The organism is Hymenobacter glaciei (assembly GCF_039539585.1).
Classification (GTDB): domain Bacteria; phylum Bacteroidota; class Bacteroidia; order Cytophagales; family Hymenobacteraceae; genus Hymenobacter; species Hymenobacter glaciei.
Genome location: NZ_BAABDK010000034.1, coordinates 1 through 16571, shown reverse-complemented (window position 1 = coordinate 16571; position 16571 = coordinate 1). Strand labels below are relative to the sequence as shown.

Sequence of the window (16571 nt, the reverse complement as noted above, 5' to 3'; positions counted from 1 at the left end):
GCTGCGGCCGAGGCGGTGGGATTATATAATAATTAGATTTTTTGAATGTACTGAACACGGAACCCTGGGCCCTGGCTTAGGGTTTCCGGCGTTAATGCCATAATTACCAGCAGCGAAGCCTGCTATTTGCCTTGAGTGTAATTTGAAGTTAGTGGAAATTCAGCCCGGCTTTTACACTTACATTTACGTTTCCACACCAACTGTTTTTTTATGCATGAACGTTACAATAGCGGGCTAACTGCTCCGGATGGCACTACGGCCACCGGCCGTTGCCTGCGCCGCACCAGCGTTGCCATACTGGCCACACTGGGCCTGGCCCTGAGCGCCCGCGCTCAACAAACCACGCCCTACTTCCGGGCCGATGCCGAAGCCCGGAGTGCCGCGGCCGTTTCTCCGCTGGCCGCCGTCCTCACCCGGTCGCAGGCCCTCACGCTGGACGAAGCTGCCCTGCGCGCCGCGCTGGCCACTGCCCCGTTCGAAGGCCCGGCCGGCGCTGCCCTGGAGCTGGCCCTGCCCCGGCCCGATGGCACCGTCGCCCGTTTCGCCGTGCGCGAAACGTCGGTGATGGCGCCCGAGCTGGCCCGCAAGTTCTCATCCATTAAAACCTACACCGGTACGGGGCTTGATGACCGGTCGGCTTCGCTGCGCCTCGACCTGACGCCACAGGGCTTTCATGCCCAGGTGCTGGCCGTAGGTGGCAACACCTACTACATCGACCCCGTTTCCCGCACCGATACCCGCCACTACCTTGGCTTTTTCCGGCAGGACATGAACCGCGCTGCTGCTGGCCAGCAGCCGGCCTGTGAATTTGCGCCTACCACCGATGAGCTGAAGGAAAACCGGCTGCGGCTGGCTGCGGCTGCTGCTTCGGGCAAAGCCCAGGCCAGCGGCTCGCAGCTGCGCACCTACCGCCTGGCCCTGTCCAACACGCCCGAGTACGCCTTCACCAAAGGCAACACGGTAGCCAGCGTGCTGGCCGCCGAGGTCACGACCGTAAACCGAGTGGTGGGCGTATACGAGAAAGAGCTGGCCGTGCGCCTGGTGCTGGTTGCCAACAACGACCAGCTCGTGTTTCTGAGCGGGCTTGGCACGCAGCCCTCGCCCGCCTTCAGCAACAGCAATGGCAGCTCCCTGCTGGGCCAGAACCAGTCCAACGTCGACCGCATCATCGGTTCGGCCAACTACGACATTGGCCACGTGGTGAGCACTGGCGGCGGCGGCGTGGCCGGGCTGGGCGTGGTGTGTTCCTCCAGCCGCAAGGCGCAGGGCGTAACCGGCCTGCCCAACCCCGTGGGCGACGCGTTCGACATCGACTACGTAGCCCACGAGATGGGGCACCAGTTTTCTGGCAACCACCCCTTCAACGGCAACGCGGGCAGCTGCGCCGGTGGCAACCGCAACCCCAACACGGCCTGGGAGCCGGGCTCGGGCACGACCATTATGGCTTATGCCGGCATCTGCACCTCGACCAACAACCTGCAGGCCAATTCCGATGCTGTTTTCCACACCGGCAACTACCAGGAAATGCGGGCCTTCATCAACAGCACGGCTTGCGGCACCAACTCGGCTACCGGCAATACGGCGCCGGTAATAACGGCCCCGGCCAGCGGGAAAACCCTGCCCATCAGCACGCCCTTTAAGCTGACAGCCTCGGCTACCGACGCCGACAACGACCCGCTGACTTACATGTGGGAAGAGATGGACCTCGGCCCACAAAAAGCCCCGAATGATGCGCAAGTGACTGGCGAGAACGTGCCGCTGTTCCGCTCGTTCGTGCCGGTGCTGGAACCCACCCGCTACTTCCCGCGCCTCACCGAACTGGTAAATAATACCACCGTTTTCGGCGAGCGCCTACCTACTGTGACGCGTACCCTGAAGTTCCGCTGCACGGCCCGCGACCAGCACAGCGGCCCGGCCGGCGTGATTGGCGGCGTCGACTACAGCAGCTTTGTGAACTTGGACGTGACAAGCACTGCTGGTCCCTTTGTGCTTTCGGCGCCTAACTCGGCCGTTAGCTGGACCGGCGGCACCACGGAAACCGTGACCTGGAACGTAGCCGGCACCGATGCAGCCCCGGTAAGCTGCGCCACCGTGAACCTGCGCCTGAGCCTCGACGGCGGCCTTACCTACCCGGTGCTGCTGGCTTCGGGCGTGCCCAACAACGGTACCGCTTCGGTTACTGTGCCCAACGTGACGGCCGCCCAGGCCCGCGTGATGGTAGAAGCCGCCGACAACTATTTCTTCGATATCTCGGACGCCAACTTTGCCATTGCCCCGGGCCCCGGCGCTACCATTACCAGCTTCACGCCCACGAGCGGGCCAGTTGGCACGGTGATTACCCTCACGGGCACCAACCTAACGGGTGCTACGGCCGTGAGCATCAACGGTACACCTGCCACGTTTACGGCAGGTTCGGCCACCAGCCTCACCGCCACGGTCGCGGCTGGTACCACCAGCGGCCTCATTAGCGTAACGACGCCGGCCGGTACTACTGTCTCGGCCACGCCGTTCGTGGTGGGGGTTCCGCCCACCATTACCAGCTTCACGCCCACCGCGGGCGCGGTTGGCAGCACGGTCGTTATCACCGGCACCAACTTTACGGCGGCCTCGCAGGTAACTTTTGCCGGCACCAACGCGCCGGTTTACTCCGTGAACTCGGCCACGCAGATTACCGTGGTTGTGCCCATCGGGGCAGTTACGGGCGCCATTGCCGTAACCACGCCGCTGGGCACGGGCACCTCGGCTACCAGCTTTACCATTCCGGCAGCTCCGGCCATTACCTCGTTCTCGCCTACGGTTGGAGTGCCTGGCACGGTCGTGACCATTAACGGCAATAACTTCACTGGCACTACGCGGGTAACCTTCAACGGTACGAACGCGACAGTATTCACAGTGGTTTCGGCTACTCAGATTACCGCAACGGTGCCCACCGGTGCTACCACTGGCCTCATTACTGTGACGACGCCTAACGGCATTGCCGTTTCAACCACCCGGTTCACGGTGCAGGTACCGCTTATCACCTCGTTCACGCCCACCAGCGGCCCTGCGGGCACCAATGTGACGATTAACGGTAACTACTTCACCAGCGCGACGCAGGTAACCTTCAACGGCACACCTGTGGCGTCATTCGTAGTGGTTTCGGCCACCCAGATTACGACCAGCGTGCCGGCTGGCGCTACTTCGGGGCCCATCACCGTAATCGCGCCCGTAGGCAGTGGCACGTCCGCCACGCCTTTCCTGATTCCGCCGGCCAACGACCAGTGCGCCAATGCCACCCCGCTGGCTTGCGGGCAGACCCTGAATGGCACCAACCTGGGAGCCACGGCCACCGGCGACCCGACCGGCAGCTGCGGCACCGCCGTCAGGAACGGTGGGGTTTTCTATAGCGTGGTAGGCACCGGCGCCAACATGACCGTAACCACCTGCAACGCGGCCACTGACTTCGACACCCAACTGTTCGTGTACTCGGGGCGTTGCGGCACCTACACCTGCGTGGGAGGCAACGATGATGCCATCCCCAACTCCACTACCTGCTCTTCGGTAACGTTTACTTCGCAGTACGGTGCTACCTACTTCGTCCTCATCAATGGCTACCTGGCCACCGACGCCGGCAACTTCGCCCTGACGCTTACCTGCGCCACGCCGCCTGCAGCCCCGGCCATTACGAGCCTGAGCCCCACCAGCGGCCCGGTGGGCAGCACCGTTACCGTTACGGGTAGCAACTTCACTGCGGCTACCGCCGCCACCGTCAACGGGGTAGCGGTCACCGGCTTCACGGTTGTGAACGCAACCACCGTCACCTTCGTCGTGCCCGCCGGCGCCACTACCGGCGATGTGGTGCTAACCACCACGACCAACATTCCGAGCAATGGCCTGGCCTATACCGTCACGACGGCCACGGCCACAGCCCAGGCCCAGCAGAGCGAGTTCAGCGTGTACCCCAACCCCGTAGCGGGCCACGGCACCCTGAACCTGAAGATGGCCGCCACCGCCGCCACGGCCCAGGTAACCCTGCGCACCGTACTGGGCCAGACGGTCGCAACCCGCACCTTCAGCGGCAGCGCTACCGAACTGCCCCTGAGCGGCCTGGCCGCCGGTACCTACCTGCTCTCGGTACAGGCCGCCGGCCGTGCGCCGAGTGTGCAGCGTGTGGTAGTGCAATAAGGTCGCATTTGCCGGGAGTTTCCTGGCTGAATAGAAAAAGCCCGTTCGGTGATTCCGAACGGGCTTTTTTGCTTTCTAATGGATTGATAGGAGGGAGGGCGGTGCGGCGTGTGGTCACCTGCATGCCAATGGGCACCGGGAGGGCCAAAATGTTAAGGTTGAAAAAAGACAGGGTTTTTTAGTGCTTAGTTAATAAAATTCATACTTTTATAGCTGTACTTATCTAATTTTTTCTATGAAACAACTTTCCTGTGATTTGCCGGCTCATTCGGAGGCGGCGGTTGTTTGCGCCGCCCTTTCGGGCTGGCGTCTCAAGCAGCTCGGCGTGCTGCTATTCGTTGGGCTGGGCTTCGCTCCGGCAGCCCGAGCCCAGCAGCGGCCAGCTCCCAACTTCTTCACCGCTGATGCCGCCGCCAAGTCGGCCGCCGCACAGTCGCGCCTGACGCCCGCCCTGCGCCACGCCCAAGCCCTGAGCCTTGATGTGAACGGCCTGCGTGCCGCCCTGGCCACGGCCCCGACCGAAACCCAGCCGGCTGCCGCGCCGCTGGTGCTGGCCCTGCCATTGCCCGATGGGGGCACGGCCCGCTTTGCCCTGCGCGAAGCCCCGGTGATGGAGCCCGCGCTGGCCGCGAAATTCCCCCAGATTAAAACCTACGCCGGCGTGGGCCTCGACGATGCCGCCGCCACCGTGCGCCTCGACCTGTCGCCGCAGGGCTTTCATGCCCAAGTGCTCACGGGCGGCGGCAACAGCTTCTACATCGACCCGGCCACGGCCACTGATGCCCGCCGCTGCCTGAGCTTCTACCGCCGCGACATGAACCGCGCCGCTGCCGGCGCTGCCAATTTCAGCTGCGGCTTCAAGCCCTCGCTGGCCGACAAGCAAGCCACGGCCCAGCGCCGCGCTGCCGCTGCCAAAAATGCCGCTGCCACGGCCGCCAAGCCAACCCAGCTGCCCTTGCGCACCTACCGCCTGGCCCTGGCCAACACCCCCGAATACGCCCTGACCAAGGGCAACACCGCCGCCGGCGTGCTGGCCGGTGAGGTGGCCACCGTGAACCGTGTGGTGGGCGTGTACGAGCGCGAGCTGGCCGTGCGCCTGGTGCTGGTAGTCCACAACGACCGTCTGCTGTTCCTGAGCGGTACCGGCCCCCAGCCGCCCACGCCCTACGACAACTTCGATGGTGGCGCGATGCTGGCCGAGAACCAAGCCAACATCGACCAGCTCATCGGCCGCAGCCAATACGACATTGGCCACGTGCTGAGCACCGGCGGCGGCGGCGTGGCCGGTTTGGGCGTGGTGTGCAACGATGCCCTGAAAGCCCAGGGCGTGACCGGCTCGTCCAACCCCGTGGGCGATGCCTTCGACATCGACTACGTGGCCCACGAGATGGGCCACCAGTTTGCCGGCAACCACACCTTCAATGGGGAGGCGGGCTCCTGCGGCGGCGGCAACCGCAACCCCGGCACGGCCTTCGAGCCGGGCTCGGGCAGCACCATTATGGCCTACGCCGGCATCTGCACCTCGGCCAACGACCTGCAGCCGCACTCCGACCCCTTCTTTCATACCGGCAACTACGAGGAGATGCGGGCCTTTATCGAGAGCGGCACCTGTGCCGTGGCCACCGCCACTGGCAACACCGCGCCCTTGGTGAGCGGCCCGGCCAGTGGCAAAACTCTGCCCGTGGGCACCCCTTTCCGCCTGCGGGCCCAGGGCGACAACAACGACCCCGCCGCCACTTACCTCTGGGAAGAAGTGGACCTCGGCCCGGCCGATGCCCCCGCCGACGCCCAGGTGGCCGGCCGCACGGTGCCGCTGTTCCGCAGCTTCGAGCCCTCGGCCGACCGCACCCGCTACTTCCCCCGCCTCGGCGACCTGGTGAACAACACCACCGTATTTGGCGAGCGCCTGCCCACGGTGAGCCGCACCCTGAAATTCCGCTGCACGGCCCGCACGGCGCACAACGGCCCCTCGGGCGTGGTGGGCAGCGTGGCCTACACGGCCCCAGTGGAGCTGGGCGTAACCCGTTCGGCCGGCCCCTTCGTGCTCACGGCCCCCAACACGGCCGTGACCTGGGTGGGTGGCTCGGCTCAGGCTGTGGCCTGGAACGTGGCCAATACGACTGCTGCCCCCGTTAGCTGCGCCCGCGTCAACCTCCGCCTCAGCCTCGATGGCGGCCTGACCTACCCCACGGTGCTGGCCACCGACGAGCCCAACGATGGCAGCGCCGTGGTGCTGGTGCCCCGCCTTGCGACCGCCAATAGCCATGCCCGCGTGCTGGTAGAAGCCGCCGACAACTACTTTTTCGATATCTCGAACGTCGACTTTACGGTGGTTCCAGCTGTGGCTTCGCCCACTATCAGCAGCTTCTCGCCCACGGGTGGGCCGGTTGGCACGGTGGTTACCATCCTCGGCTCGAACTTGGGCCTGACCACGGCCGTGAAATTCAATGGCCGGGCGGCTTCGCGCTTCACCATAGTGTCGGCCACGCAGCTCACGGCCACCGTGGCCAACGGCACCAGCACCGGCCCCATTACCGTGACGGCCGGCGGCAGCACCGCTACTTCGGCCACCGCGTTTGTAGTGGGTACTGCGCCCGTGGTCAGCAGCTTCGCCCCGGCCACCGGCCCGGAGGGCGCTTCGGTCGTCATTCGCGGCACGGGCTTCACTGGCGCTTCGCGCGTTACATTTGATGGCATCGCGGCCGCCTTCACGCTGAACTCGGCCACTCAAATTACGGCTATTGTGCCGGTGGGCGCCACCACGGGGCCCGTGGCTGTGACCACGCCCGTTAGCACCGCCCAGTCGGCCGGCAGCTTCGTGGTCATTCAGGCTCCCGAAATTGCCGCCTTCACGCCTGGTCGCGGCCCGGCCGGCACGGTGGTCACCATTACCGGCAACAACTTCGCTGGTACTTCGCAGGTCACGTTCAGCGGCATTGCGGCCAGCTTCACGGTGAATTCGGGTACCCAGATTACGGCCACCGCCCCCGTGGGCGTGGCTTCCGGTCCTATTCTGGTAACCGGCATTGCCGGCGTGGGCACTTCGCCCACCGACTTCCTGGTGCCGCCGGCCAACGACCTGTGTGCGAACGCCGTGCCCATTGCCTGCGGCCAGACCCTGACCGGCACCACCGTCGGGGCCGGCGCCGTGGGTGACCCCACCGCCAGCTGCATCGAAAGCGTGGATGGCGGCGGCGTATTCTACCGCTTTGTGGGCACCGGCGAAACCACGCTGCTGTCGACCTGCCACCCCGCTACCAACTACGACAGCAAGGTGTTTGTGTACACCGGCACCTGCGGCGGCCTTGCCTGCGTGGGCGGCAACGACGACGGCCCCGTGTGCGGCACCACCGCCTCAGAAGTAACCTTTGCCTCGGTGGCCGGCACGTCCTACCTCATCTTCGTGAGCGGCTACGCCGGAGCCGTTGGTTCCTTCGGGCTGAGCGTGACCTGCGGCACGGCGCCCCGCACCGACCAGGCGGCCAAAGCGGCCCGCACCCCGGTCGGCACCAGCGCGTTCAGCGTGTATCCTAACCCGGTGGCGGGCTCCAGCGCCCTGCACTTGTCGCTGGCTACGGCCGCTACCACCGGCCAGGCCACACTGCGCACCATGCTGGGGCAGGTGCTGAGCACCCGCAGCTTCAACGGCAGCACCGCCGAACTGCGCCTGGGTAACCTGCCCGCCGGCATCTACCTGCTCACGGTGCAGGCCGACGGCCAGGCCCCGAGCGTGCAGCGCGTGGTGGTGGAGTAAAGGCTGGCGGTTCTGAGTAGTGCTGCAGCCTGATGGGCAACTCAAACTGATGCCTTACTACTATGCATGCTACTGCTGTGTGACCAGTTCTATAGTTATTGCAAAAAGCTCTGGGCTATGCCTGGAGCTTTTTTGCGTCATGGGCCCGCTGTATACCTCAGAAGCCAGAAACAACAACTTTAGAAGCCAGAAATAACAACTTTTCAGTGTTTGAACTATGACATGTAAATAATTAATATTTCTAATGTTTTAAGACAATATTAAATTTATTCATAATAACCCATGTTTAATTTCTAATTTTACATTTACAGGTCTCTCTTTTTAATGAAAACACAACTTTCCCATCAATGAAACAATCTTACTTGAGTTGTCCATCTGCTACGGAAGCGGCAACTACCACATCGCTTGGCATCGGCCGTTTGGCCGGCGCTCTGCTCCTGGCTTTGGGCCTAACATCGGGGGCCCAGGCCCAGCAAACGGTTCCCACGTTTTTCCAAGTGGATGGGCAGGCCCGAAGCGCTGCCGCTCCCTCGAGGCTGGCAGCAGCTTTGTTGCACTCGCAAGCCCTGACGCTGGATGTGGCGGGACTGCGGGCTGCGTTGGCTATCGCGCCGCTGGAAACCCGCGCTGCCGCGCCGCTGGTGCTGGCCCTGCCGCTGCCTGATGGGGGCACCGCCCGCTTCGCCGTGCGCGAAGCCCCGGTGATGGAGCCCGCGCTGGCGGCACAGTTTCCCAACATTAAAACCTACGCCGGTGTAGGCCTCGACGATGCCGCTGCTTCGGTACGGCTCGATTTGTCGCCGCAGGGCTTCCATGCCCAGGTGCTCACGGGTGGCGGCAACAGCTTCTACATCGACCCGGTAAGCCAGACCGATTCCCGGCACTACCTGGCTTTTTACCGCCGCGACATGAACCGGACGCTGGCGGGCACCCCACCGGCCTGCGGCTTTAAACCCACGGTAGCCGACAACCAGGCAACGGCGGCCCGCCTGGCCGCCCAAACGCAAAAAAACGGCACTAATGGTGGCGTACTGGCCCGTTCGAGTGGCCCGCAGCTGAAAACCTACCGCCTGGCGCTGTCCAACACCCCCGAATACGCCGTGACCAAAGGCAATACCGCGTCCGGCGTGATGGCTGGCAAGGTGGCCACCGTGAACCGCGTGGTGGGCGTGTATGAAAAGGAGCTGGCCGTGCGTCTGGTAATGGTGGCCAACAATAGCCTGATTAACTTTTTGAGCGGCACGGGTACGCAGCCCTCTCCAACGTACTCCAACAGCGACGGCAGCGCCCTGCTAAGCCAGAACCAGTCCAACATCGACCGGATTATTGGCTCGGCCAACTACGACATCGGCCACGTGGTGAGCACCGGCGGCGGCGGCATTGCCGGCCTGGGCGTGGTGTGTTCAAGCACCCGCAAGGCGCAGGGCGTCACGGGTTCATCCAACCCCGTGGGCGATGCCTTCGACATCGACTACGTAGCCCACGAAATGGGCCACCAGTTTGGCGGCAACCACCCCTTCAACGGCAATGCGGGCAGCTGCGCGGGCGGCAACCGCAACGCCAGCACCGCCTTCGAGCCTGGCTCGGGCAGCACCATTATGGCTTATGCCGGCATCTGCACCTCGACCAATGACTTGCAGCCCAATTCCGATGCCATCTTCCACACTGGCAACTACGATGAGATGCGGGCCTTCATCGAAGGCACCACCTGCGGCACCAGCACCGCTACCGGCAACACGGCCCCCACGGTAACGGCCCCGGCCGGCGGCAAAACCCTGCCCATCGGCACGCCCTTCAAACTCACGGCCACGGCCACCGACGCGGAAAGCGACCCCCTGACTTACCTCTGGGAAGAGCTTGACCTGGGCCCGCAACAGGCCCCCAACGACCCGCAGGTAGCCAATCAGAACGTGCCGTTGTTCCGCTCGTTTGTGCCCTCGGCCAGCGGCACGCGCTACTTCCCACGTCTGAGCAACTTGGTGAACAATACCACGGTCATCGGCGAGCGCCTGCCTACCGTAACCCGCACCTTGAAGTTCCGCTGCACGGCCCGCGACCAGCACAGCGGCTCGGCGGGCGTTATCGGCGGAGTCAACTTCAGCACGACGGTGAGCCTGAGCGTGAGCAGCACGGCTGGTCCCTTCGTGGTGACGGCCCCAAACACGGCCGTAAGCTGGACGGGTGGCAGCGCCCAAACCGTGACCTGGAATGTGGCAGGCACCACCGCCGCGCCCGTTAGTTGCGCCACGGTCAATATTCGCCTCAGCCTCGACGGCGGCCTGACGTATCCGACCGTGCTGGCCTCGAACGTTGCCAATACGGGTTCGGTCACCGTGACGGCGCCCAACCCTGCGACAACGCAGAGCCAGGCCCGCATCATGGTCGAAGCAGCCGACAACTATTTTTTCGACATTTCGAACACCAATTTTACCATCAGCCCATCGTCGACGGCGGTGACGACTATTACTGGCTTTACGCCCGCGAGCGGGCCGGTTGGTACCGTCGTAACGGTGCAGGGGTCAAATTTCACGGGTGCTACTGCGGTGCGCTTCAACGGGACGCTGGCTAGCAGCTTCGCCGTGAATTCGGCCACGCAGCTGACGGCCACCGTGGCTGCTGGCACTACCACCGGCCCGGTTACCGTAGTGGCCCCAGCGGGTACTGCTACTTCGGCCACGTCGTTCACGGTAACAACTGCGTCGGCAAGCCCCACCATTACCAGCTTCTCGCCCACCTCGGGGCCGGTAGGCACCAGCGTGGTCATTACGGGTACGAATCTGTCGACCGTCACGCAGGTGAGTTTCAACGGGACTAACGCGCCCACGTTCACCGCAAATTCCAGCACCCAGCTTACCGCTACGGTTCCGGCCGGGGCTACCACCGGAACTATTGCCGTGGTTAATTCCAGCGGCACGGGCACCTCGGCCACGAGCTTCGTCGTGTCGACGGGCCCGGCGAACGATTTGTGTGCTAACGCCACGCCGCTGAGCTGCGGGCAGACTTTGTCGGGTACCACGGTTGGTTCCACGGCCACGGGCGACCCAACGGGCAGCTGCACGACCAGCGTCGACGGCGGGGGCGTGTTCTACACCATCACGGGCACGGGCGCGGCCATCACCTTGTCTACCTGCAGCGCGTCGACCAATTTCGACACCAAGCTCTTCGTGTACACGGGTTCCTGCGGGGCGTTCACGTGCGTAGCAGGCAACGATGATGTGACTTGTTCGGCCAACTCGACGGCCTCGGCTGTCACCTTCACTTCTGTGGCTGGCACTGTTTACCGCGTCTTCGTGAGCGGCTACCAGACCGCCAAGGGCACGTTCGCGATATCCGCTACTTGCGCGACACCGCCCTCAACGGGCCCGGCCAACGATTTGTGTGCTAACGCCACGCCGCTGAGCTGCGGGCAGACCTTGTCGGGCACCACGGTCGGCTCCACTGCCACGGGCGACCCAACGGGCAGCTGCACAACCAGCGTCGACGGCGGGGGCGTGTTCTACACCATCACGGGCACGGGCGCAGCCATCACGCTCTCTACTTGCAGCGCATCAACTGGTTTCGACACTAAGCTCTTCGTGTACACGGGCGCTTGCGGCTCCTATACCTGCGTTGTGGGTAACGACGACACGAGCTGCTCGGCCCGTTCGACGGCCTCGGCGGTGACGTTCAACTCGGTGGCCGGCACCGTGTACCGCGTCTTCGTGAGCGGCTACCAGACCGCCAAAGGCGCATTCGCGATATCCGCTGCCTGCACGGGAGCCAAGCCCGCCGCACAAGCCAACGCGGGCGAGTTCAGCGTGTGGCCCAACCCGGTAGCGGGCAAAGGTGCCCTGCACGTAGCCTTGGCTGAGTCGGCAACCAACGCCACCGCCACCCTGCGCAGCATGCTGGGGCAGGTGGTGGCTACCAGCACTTTTAGTGGCAGCACCACGGACCTCTCCGTGGCAGGCCTGGCCACTGGTACTTACCTGCTCACGGTGCAGGCCGAAGGCCAGGCGCCCCGCGTGCAGCGCGTGGTGGTGGAGTAAAACTGAGTTTGCCGGGAATTTTCTGGCTGAATAGGAAAAGGCCCGCCAATTGGCGGGCCTTTTTTGTTGATACTAACCCTACCGATTACCAGCAGGTATCTTTCATTCAGAGAGGGCTAGCATCTGGCGCGGTTTTCAGGTCGGTGTATAGAGTAGCGCGGTCGTACCCGGCACGGATACTAGCCTGAGAACCGTCCTAAAGAGAAGGCTCCCGCTCTTTGGTGTTGAGTTTTGGTACGGGCACAATGAGCTCGCGCAGCCAGGTGGGCCGGGCGGGCGGCGCAGTTTTGAGCTTGGCCTGCCATTCCTCATCGGTGAGGCGGCTGGGGCTCTGGAATTCGTAGTAGCTGAATACCGGGCCCACGGCTACCACCGTGGTGCCGTTGATGTCGACCACCGTGTACAGGGCGTCGGCAGCGCCCACCGCCTCTTCCAGCACGTCGGCGTTGTAGGCGTACACGTCGGCCGTTACGCCCAGGTGACGCTCGCGCTCGGGCAGGCGGTCGGTTTTGAGAATGCTGAACGTCAGGTTTTCGGCCCAACCCCCGATTTGCGATAGTCCTATCATATCACCTTCGCTTACTTTTTCGTGGCGCAGCTCCTGTTGGGCAATGCGGCGCATGGTTTCAATTTGCTCGCGCAGCTCTTTGTTCAAGCCGCTCAGGTGAGGCGTGTTGGCCTTGAGGCGGGTGAGGGACTGGTCCTGAAAAGCCAGCAGGCTCAGCGCTGCGTCCCAGAAAGGCAGGTTGGGCTCCACGTAAGCCAGAATAACGGGCGGAGGCGGGCCACCTTCGCCAGGGCCACCCATCTCGGCGGCCTGGGGCTGCTCGGTATACAGCAGCAGGTCGTGCTTGAGCTCGGCCCAGCCGCCGAGGGCCGTGCTCAGGTTGCGCTTTTGCCAGGCCGGCGTGGCGGCGAAAAGGGGCGTGCCGGCGGTCGGCGGCGTGGGCTTGTTCAGGCTCAGCAGGGTTTGCAGGGTTTTGGTGTAGAGGTTGCGGTCCCAGGCCGGCACCGCTGCAAACTGCTTTTGCAGCTGCCGAAGCGTGTCGGGAAAAGCGGGCCACTGCGCGGCCTCGTGGTAGTGGTTGAGCAACACGTCCTGGGCGGCGCGGGTGCCGAACGTGGCAAACACGTCGAGGCCTTTCGGGAAGGTGCGCTTTTGATTTCGAACCTCGGTCAGGCGCGAAAGGATTTCCGCATCGAACGTGTAGCGGCCGGCCGTGAAGAGCAGGGTAGGACGGTCGAGAGCCTCCTGGGCGTGCGCCGTGATGCCTTTGGCGCGGACACGGTCGGCGCCGGTGGCCAACAGCGCGGGGCGCAGGCGGGCCAGCACGGCCGGAGCCGCCAACTCATCCAGGGTTTTGCCGGCGTAGCCGGGGCTGGCCAGCAGCTGCAGCAGGTTGGTGAGCGAGCGGTTGTCCTCATCGCCCACCAGCACGTCGAGCACGTGCGTAAAGTTCTGGAAGCCCTGCGTGGCGGCCTTATTGCCGGCCAGGGCTTTGGCCAGGGCCACGGCGCGCAACAAGCCGGCATCGGTATCGAGAAAAACCGGGGCCGTGTTCAGCCACTTCACCGTGCGGAAATAGCGCTTTGTGGTATCGTTGCGGGTGTACATGCCGCGCGGCTTCAGCGCCTGGTATTGGTACAGCGAATCTTTCAGCAGCAGCGAACCTTTGGCATCGGCCTCGGTGGCGTTGGTTATCTCCAATGCGGCATCGGCCGCATAGGTCGGGGGCACTGGTCCCGACTGCCCCGTGAGCAGGCTTTGGCCCACAGCGTAGTAAGCGGCGGCCCACTCGGCCGCGTCGCGGGCTTCGGGCTGCTGGCATTGCTGGGCCAGGGTACGGGCCTGGGCATTGCCCTGGCGCAGCATGGTGGTCACCACGGGCAGAAGCCGCACTTCCTCCACGTCTTCCAGAATGCCGTTCAGGTACTTGTGCAGCAGCTGCAGAAATAAATCGGTGGTGACGAAGGCCGGCGTGAAGGCGTACTCGCCCTTGTCGTAGAGGTAAAAAAGCTGTTCCTCTTTGGTGGGAACCAGCGCAAAGTTGTTGCGGGCCAGCACGGCGCGCAGGGCGGCCGGCAGGGTAAATTCGTCTTGGTTGGTCACGAAGTCCGGGTTAATCATGGGGTAGCCGCCCTGTTTGGCCACGCGGTTGAGCAGCAGCTTGGCTTCGAGCCCCTTGATTTTCTGTTCAAAAGCCACTTCCTGCCGGTTGAGCGGCACGGGGATGACTTCGGCCGGCAGCGGGTTGCCGGCCGTGTCGGCTTCGGCGCTCCACACCGGCTTGTACCAGTTGGTTGCATCGAAGTAGCGCCGCAGCGTGGCATTCATGAAGCAGTATCCATTGCGGGCGTACAGCGTATTGCGCAGCAGCACCAGTTCGAGGTAAGGTTTGCCGGCCAGGTTTTGGTGATAGTCGAAGGCGGGCAGCGGCTTGCGCTTCACAAAGTTTTCGGGGGTATACTCGGAAGGAACCTCGAAATATTCTTTGATGTAGGGCCGGGCGTACACCTTGGCCAGCGCGGTTTTGTCGTCGGTGAGCACCACGGGCACTTGCTCGCCAAATCCGTTGTCGTGCAGAGTGGTACCGGCGGGCGCTACCGGGCCCGCCGCAGGTGAAGTTGCCGCGTGGCGCCGCCAGAATAGATAGCCCGCGCCGAGCAGCAGCAGGACGGCCAGGCCAACGAGGGGAAGTGAAAGTTTGCGGTTCATGCAAAAACAGGGAGAAAGGAAAAAGTCATAAAACGAAGCACTGGTAAGCGGCATCCAACGACTGCCGCCGGGCCAAAAAGCCATCCAGCGCCAGCCCAAAGCCCTGCCAATGATACCGCCCGATGCAGTAACGGCCATCGGGAGCCTGCTCCAGGGTGCGAACATATGTATGCCCTTCCGCGCCCCGTTCGGTTCGGAAGTACAGCAGCCGGTACGTCAGCCGCGAGCCGCGCCAGCGCGGCTGCAGGCGCCCGGCCGAATCGAGCGAGTACACAAAAAGTCGCCGGTGCATGGCGCTGTCGAAGCGGGTGGGCTTGGTGGGGCCGATGAGCAAGTCGACGTAGCCGTCGTTGTCCACGTCGCCCGCCCCGAAGGCGTAAATGGGAAACCGGAAATCCACCGTTGAGTAACCGCCGTGGGCGGTGGGTGCCCACATCTGGGTTTGGCGGGCGTGGGGCAAGGCGCGCAGTCGGACCGTGGCCGCGCCGGCCGGGCCCGTCACGGTAGCCCGACGGGCGAGGAAGCCAGGCAAGGAATCGGCGGCTGTCGGGCTCATGGGCAAAAGCTGCCAGCCACCTGCCGCGTCAGCCGGCCCCAGCCGTATGCCGGGCGAATAGCGCCGGATGCGGGCCGCCAGCGCCGCCTGGGCGTACGCATCGGCCCGGCGCGGCAGGGCCCGCACCAGCTGCAAGGGCCGCAGATACGTAGCCACCACGCGCCCGGCGCGCAGGTCAAAATCGGCCTGCAGCGCCAGGTCGGTAGCCGCCCGGCTTTGGTCGAACAGGAAATTGCCCAGGCTGTAAAGTATGGGCCGGCCCCGGTAAAACGCCACGGTTTGCACCACGTGCGGGTGCGCGCCCACCACGGCCGCCGCGCCGCAGTCGATGAGCGTGTGGGCCTGCTGCTGTTGCAGCTCGGTGGGTTGGCCGGCGTATTCAGTGCCCCAGTGCAGATACACCAGCACCGCCCGCTGCGGAAACAGGGTTTTGTAAGCGGCCAGCCGCTCGCACAGCCGGGCAAAGTCGCGTCCGCACACGCAGGCCTCGCCCACCCCACCCGTCTGAAACGTCGAATAGGCCAGCACGGCCACGCTGCTGTCCGGGCCCAGCAATTGGGGCAGGCAGCCAACGGCGGAATCAGCCTGATAGCCCAGCGTGCCCAGGCGGGCGGCGCGGGCGGCCTGGTCGGTATCGCGTAGGCCCGCCAGGTGCTGGTCGAAGGTGTGGTTGTTGGCCAGCGAAACGTGCGTGAGTCCCAGCCGGCGCAGCCAGCCCGCCCAGCGCGGCGCGGCCCGAAACACGAACTGCTTGGCGGCCGGCTGCTCATGGGTCGTCAGCGGGCATTCGAGGTTGCCAATAACGTAGCGGCTGCCGGCCCACCAGTGGCGGGTGCCGTGGGCCAGGGCGGTGCTGTCGCGGGCCAGGGCGGCCGGCACGCTGCGGGCCAGCAGCACATCGCCGACGATGCTCACCCGGAGCGCGGCGGGCGGGCTGGGTTGGCAGGCAGTAAAGCCGCCGCCCAGTATTCCCCCGATAAGAATTCCTGCTAGCAGAGGGAAGCGCGAAGGCATTGAAAATCGTCAAGCATGAACCCGTAGGTGAAGGCAAAGGTCGGGCTTGCTGCCATTGCTGCTCATCGAATTATTGGTGAAGCCTGAGAGCCGACTGGGGTTATTTCCTGATTTGATGCACTTCACTTTGCAACTCAAAAAACTCTTGATAATCAAACTAACAGTGTTTTGCCACCTAGTATTTTGCTACAGCAGCAAAGTGCGCAACATCAGTTAATGGGAGATGCCGATGCCAACCTGTGGTGCGTCGTCAATCATATTGACTGTGATTGTGTAAGTAGGTCGGATGAATTAGTTTGCATTATGCTCGTTATTTGCGGAATGAGTCGAGTAAACACT

The 16571-nt window shown here is 63.9% G+C and carries 5 protein-coding genes; 3 read left to right on the top strand and 2 right to left on the bottom strand.

The window, feature by feature from the left end:
* The first annotated feature begins 210 nt into the window (after positions 1-210).
* The 3 genes from ABD837_RS22710 (at position 211) to ABD837_RS22700 (ending at position 11946) form a co-directional block, all read left to right on the top strand.
* Complete coding sequence (locus tag ABD837_RS22710; protein WP_345059184.1) at positions 211-4164, top strand: IPT/TIG domain-containing protein; 3954 nt, start codon at positions 211-213, stop codon at positions 4162-4164.
* Positions 4165-4399: 235 nt separating this feature from the next.
* Entirely contained in the window at positions 4400-7918 is a 3519-nt protein-coding gene (locus tag ABD837_RS22705; RefSeq protein WP_345059182.1) for a reprolysin-like metallopeptidase, read from the top strand.
* Between the two features lie 347 nt (positions 7919-8265).
* Positions 8266-11946 carry a reprolysin-like metallopeptidase gene (locus tag ABD837_RS22700; protein ID WP_345059180.1) on the top strand — a complete coding sequence of 1227 codons (3681 nt, stop codon included), beginning with the start codon at positions 8266-8268 and terminating at the stop codon, positions 11944-11946.
* A 196-nt stretch (positions 11947-12142) separates the two neighbouring features.
* Here the strand turns inward: ABD837_RS22700 and ABD837_RS22695 are convergent, their stop codons facing one another.
* Entirely contained in the window at positions 12143-14662 is a 2520-nt protein-coding gene (locus ABD837_RS22695) for a DUF3160 domain-containing protein (protein ID WP_345059178.1), read from the bottom strand.
* Between the two features lie 25 nt (positions 14663-14687).
* The gene (locus ABD837_RS22690) at positions 14688-16232 is read right to left on the bottom strand and encodes a CapA family protein (RefSeq protein WP_345059176.1); all 1545 of its coding nucleotides are present in this window, start codon (positions 16230-16232) and stop codon (positions 14688-14690) included.
* Between the last annotated feature and the right edge of the window lie 339 nt (positions 16233-16571).

Excerpts from the sequence above, each read along its gene's own strand:
- ABD837_RS22695 (WP_345059178.1), bottom strand. The coding sequence starts at position 14,662 with ATGAACCGCAAACTTTCACTTCCCCTCGTTGGCCTGGCCGTCCTGCTG.
- ABD837_RS22710 (WP_345059184.1), top strand. The coding sequence starts at position 211 with ATGCATGAACGTTACAATAGCGGGCTAACTGCTCCGGATGGCACTACG.
- ABD837_RS22690 (WP_345059176.1), bottom strand. The coding sequence starts at position 16,232 with ATGCCTTCGCGCTTCCCTCTGCTAGCAGGAATTCTTATCGGGGGAATA.
- ABD837_RS22705 (WP_345059182.1), top strand. The coding sequence starts at position 4,400 with ATGAAACAACTTTCCTGTGATTTGCCGGCTCATTCGGAGGCGGCGGTT.
- ABD837_RS22700 (WP_345059180.1), top strand. The coding sequence starts at position 8,266 with ATGAAACAATCTTACTTGAGTTGTCCATCTGCTACGGAAGCGGCAACT.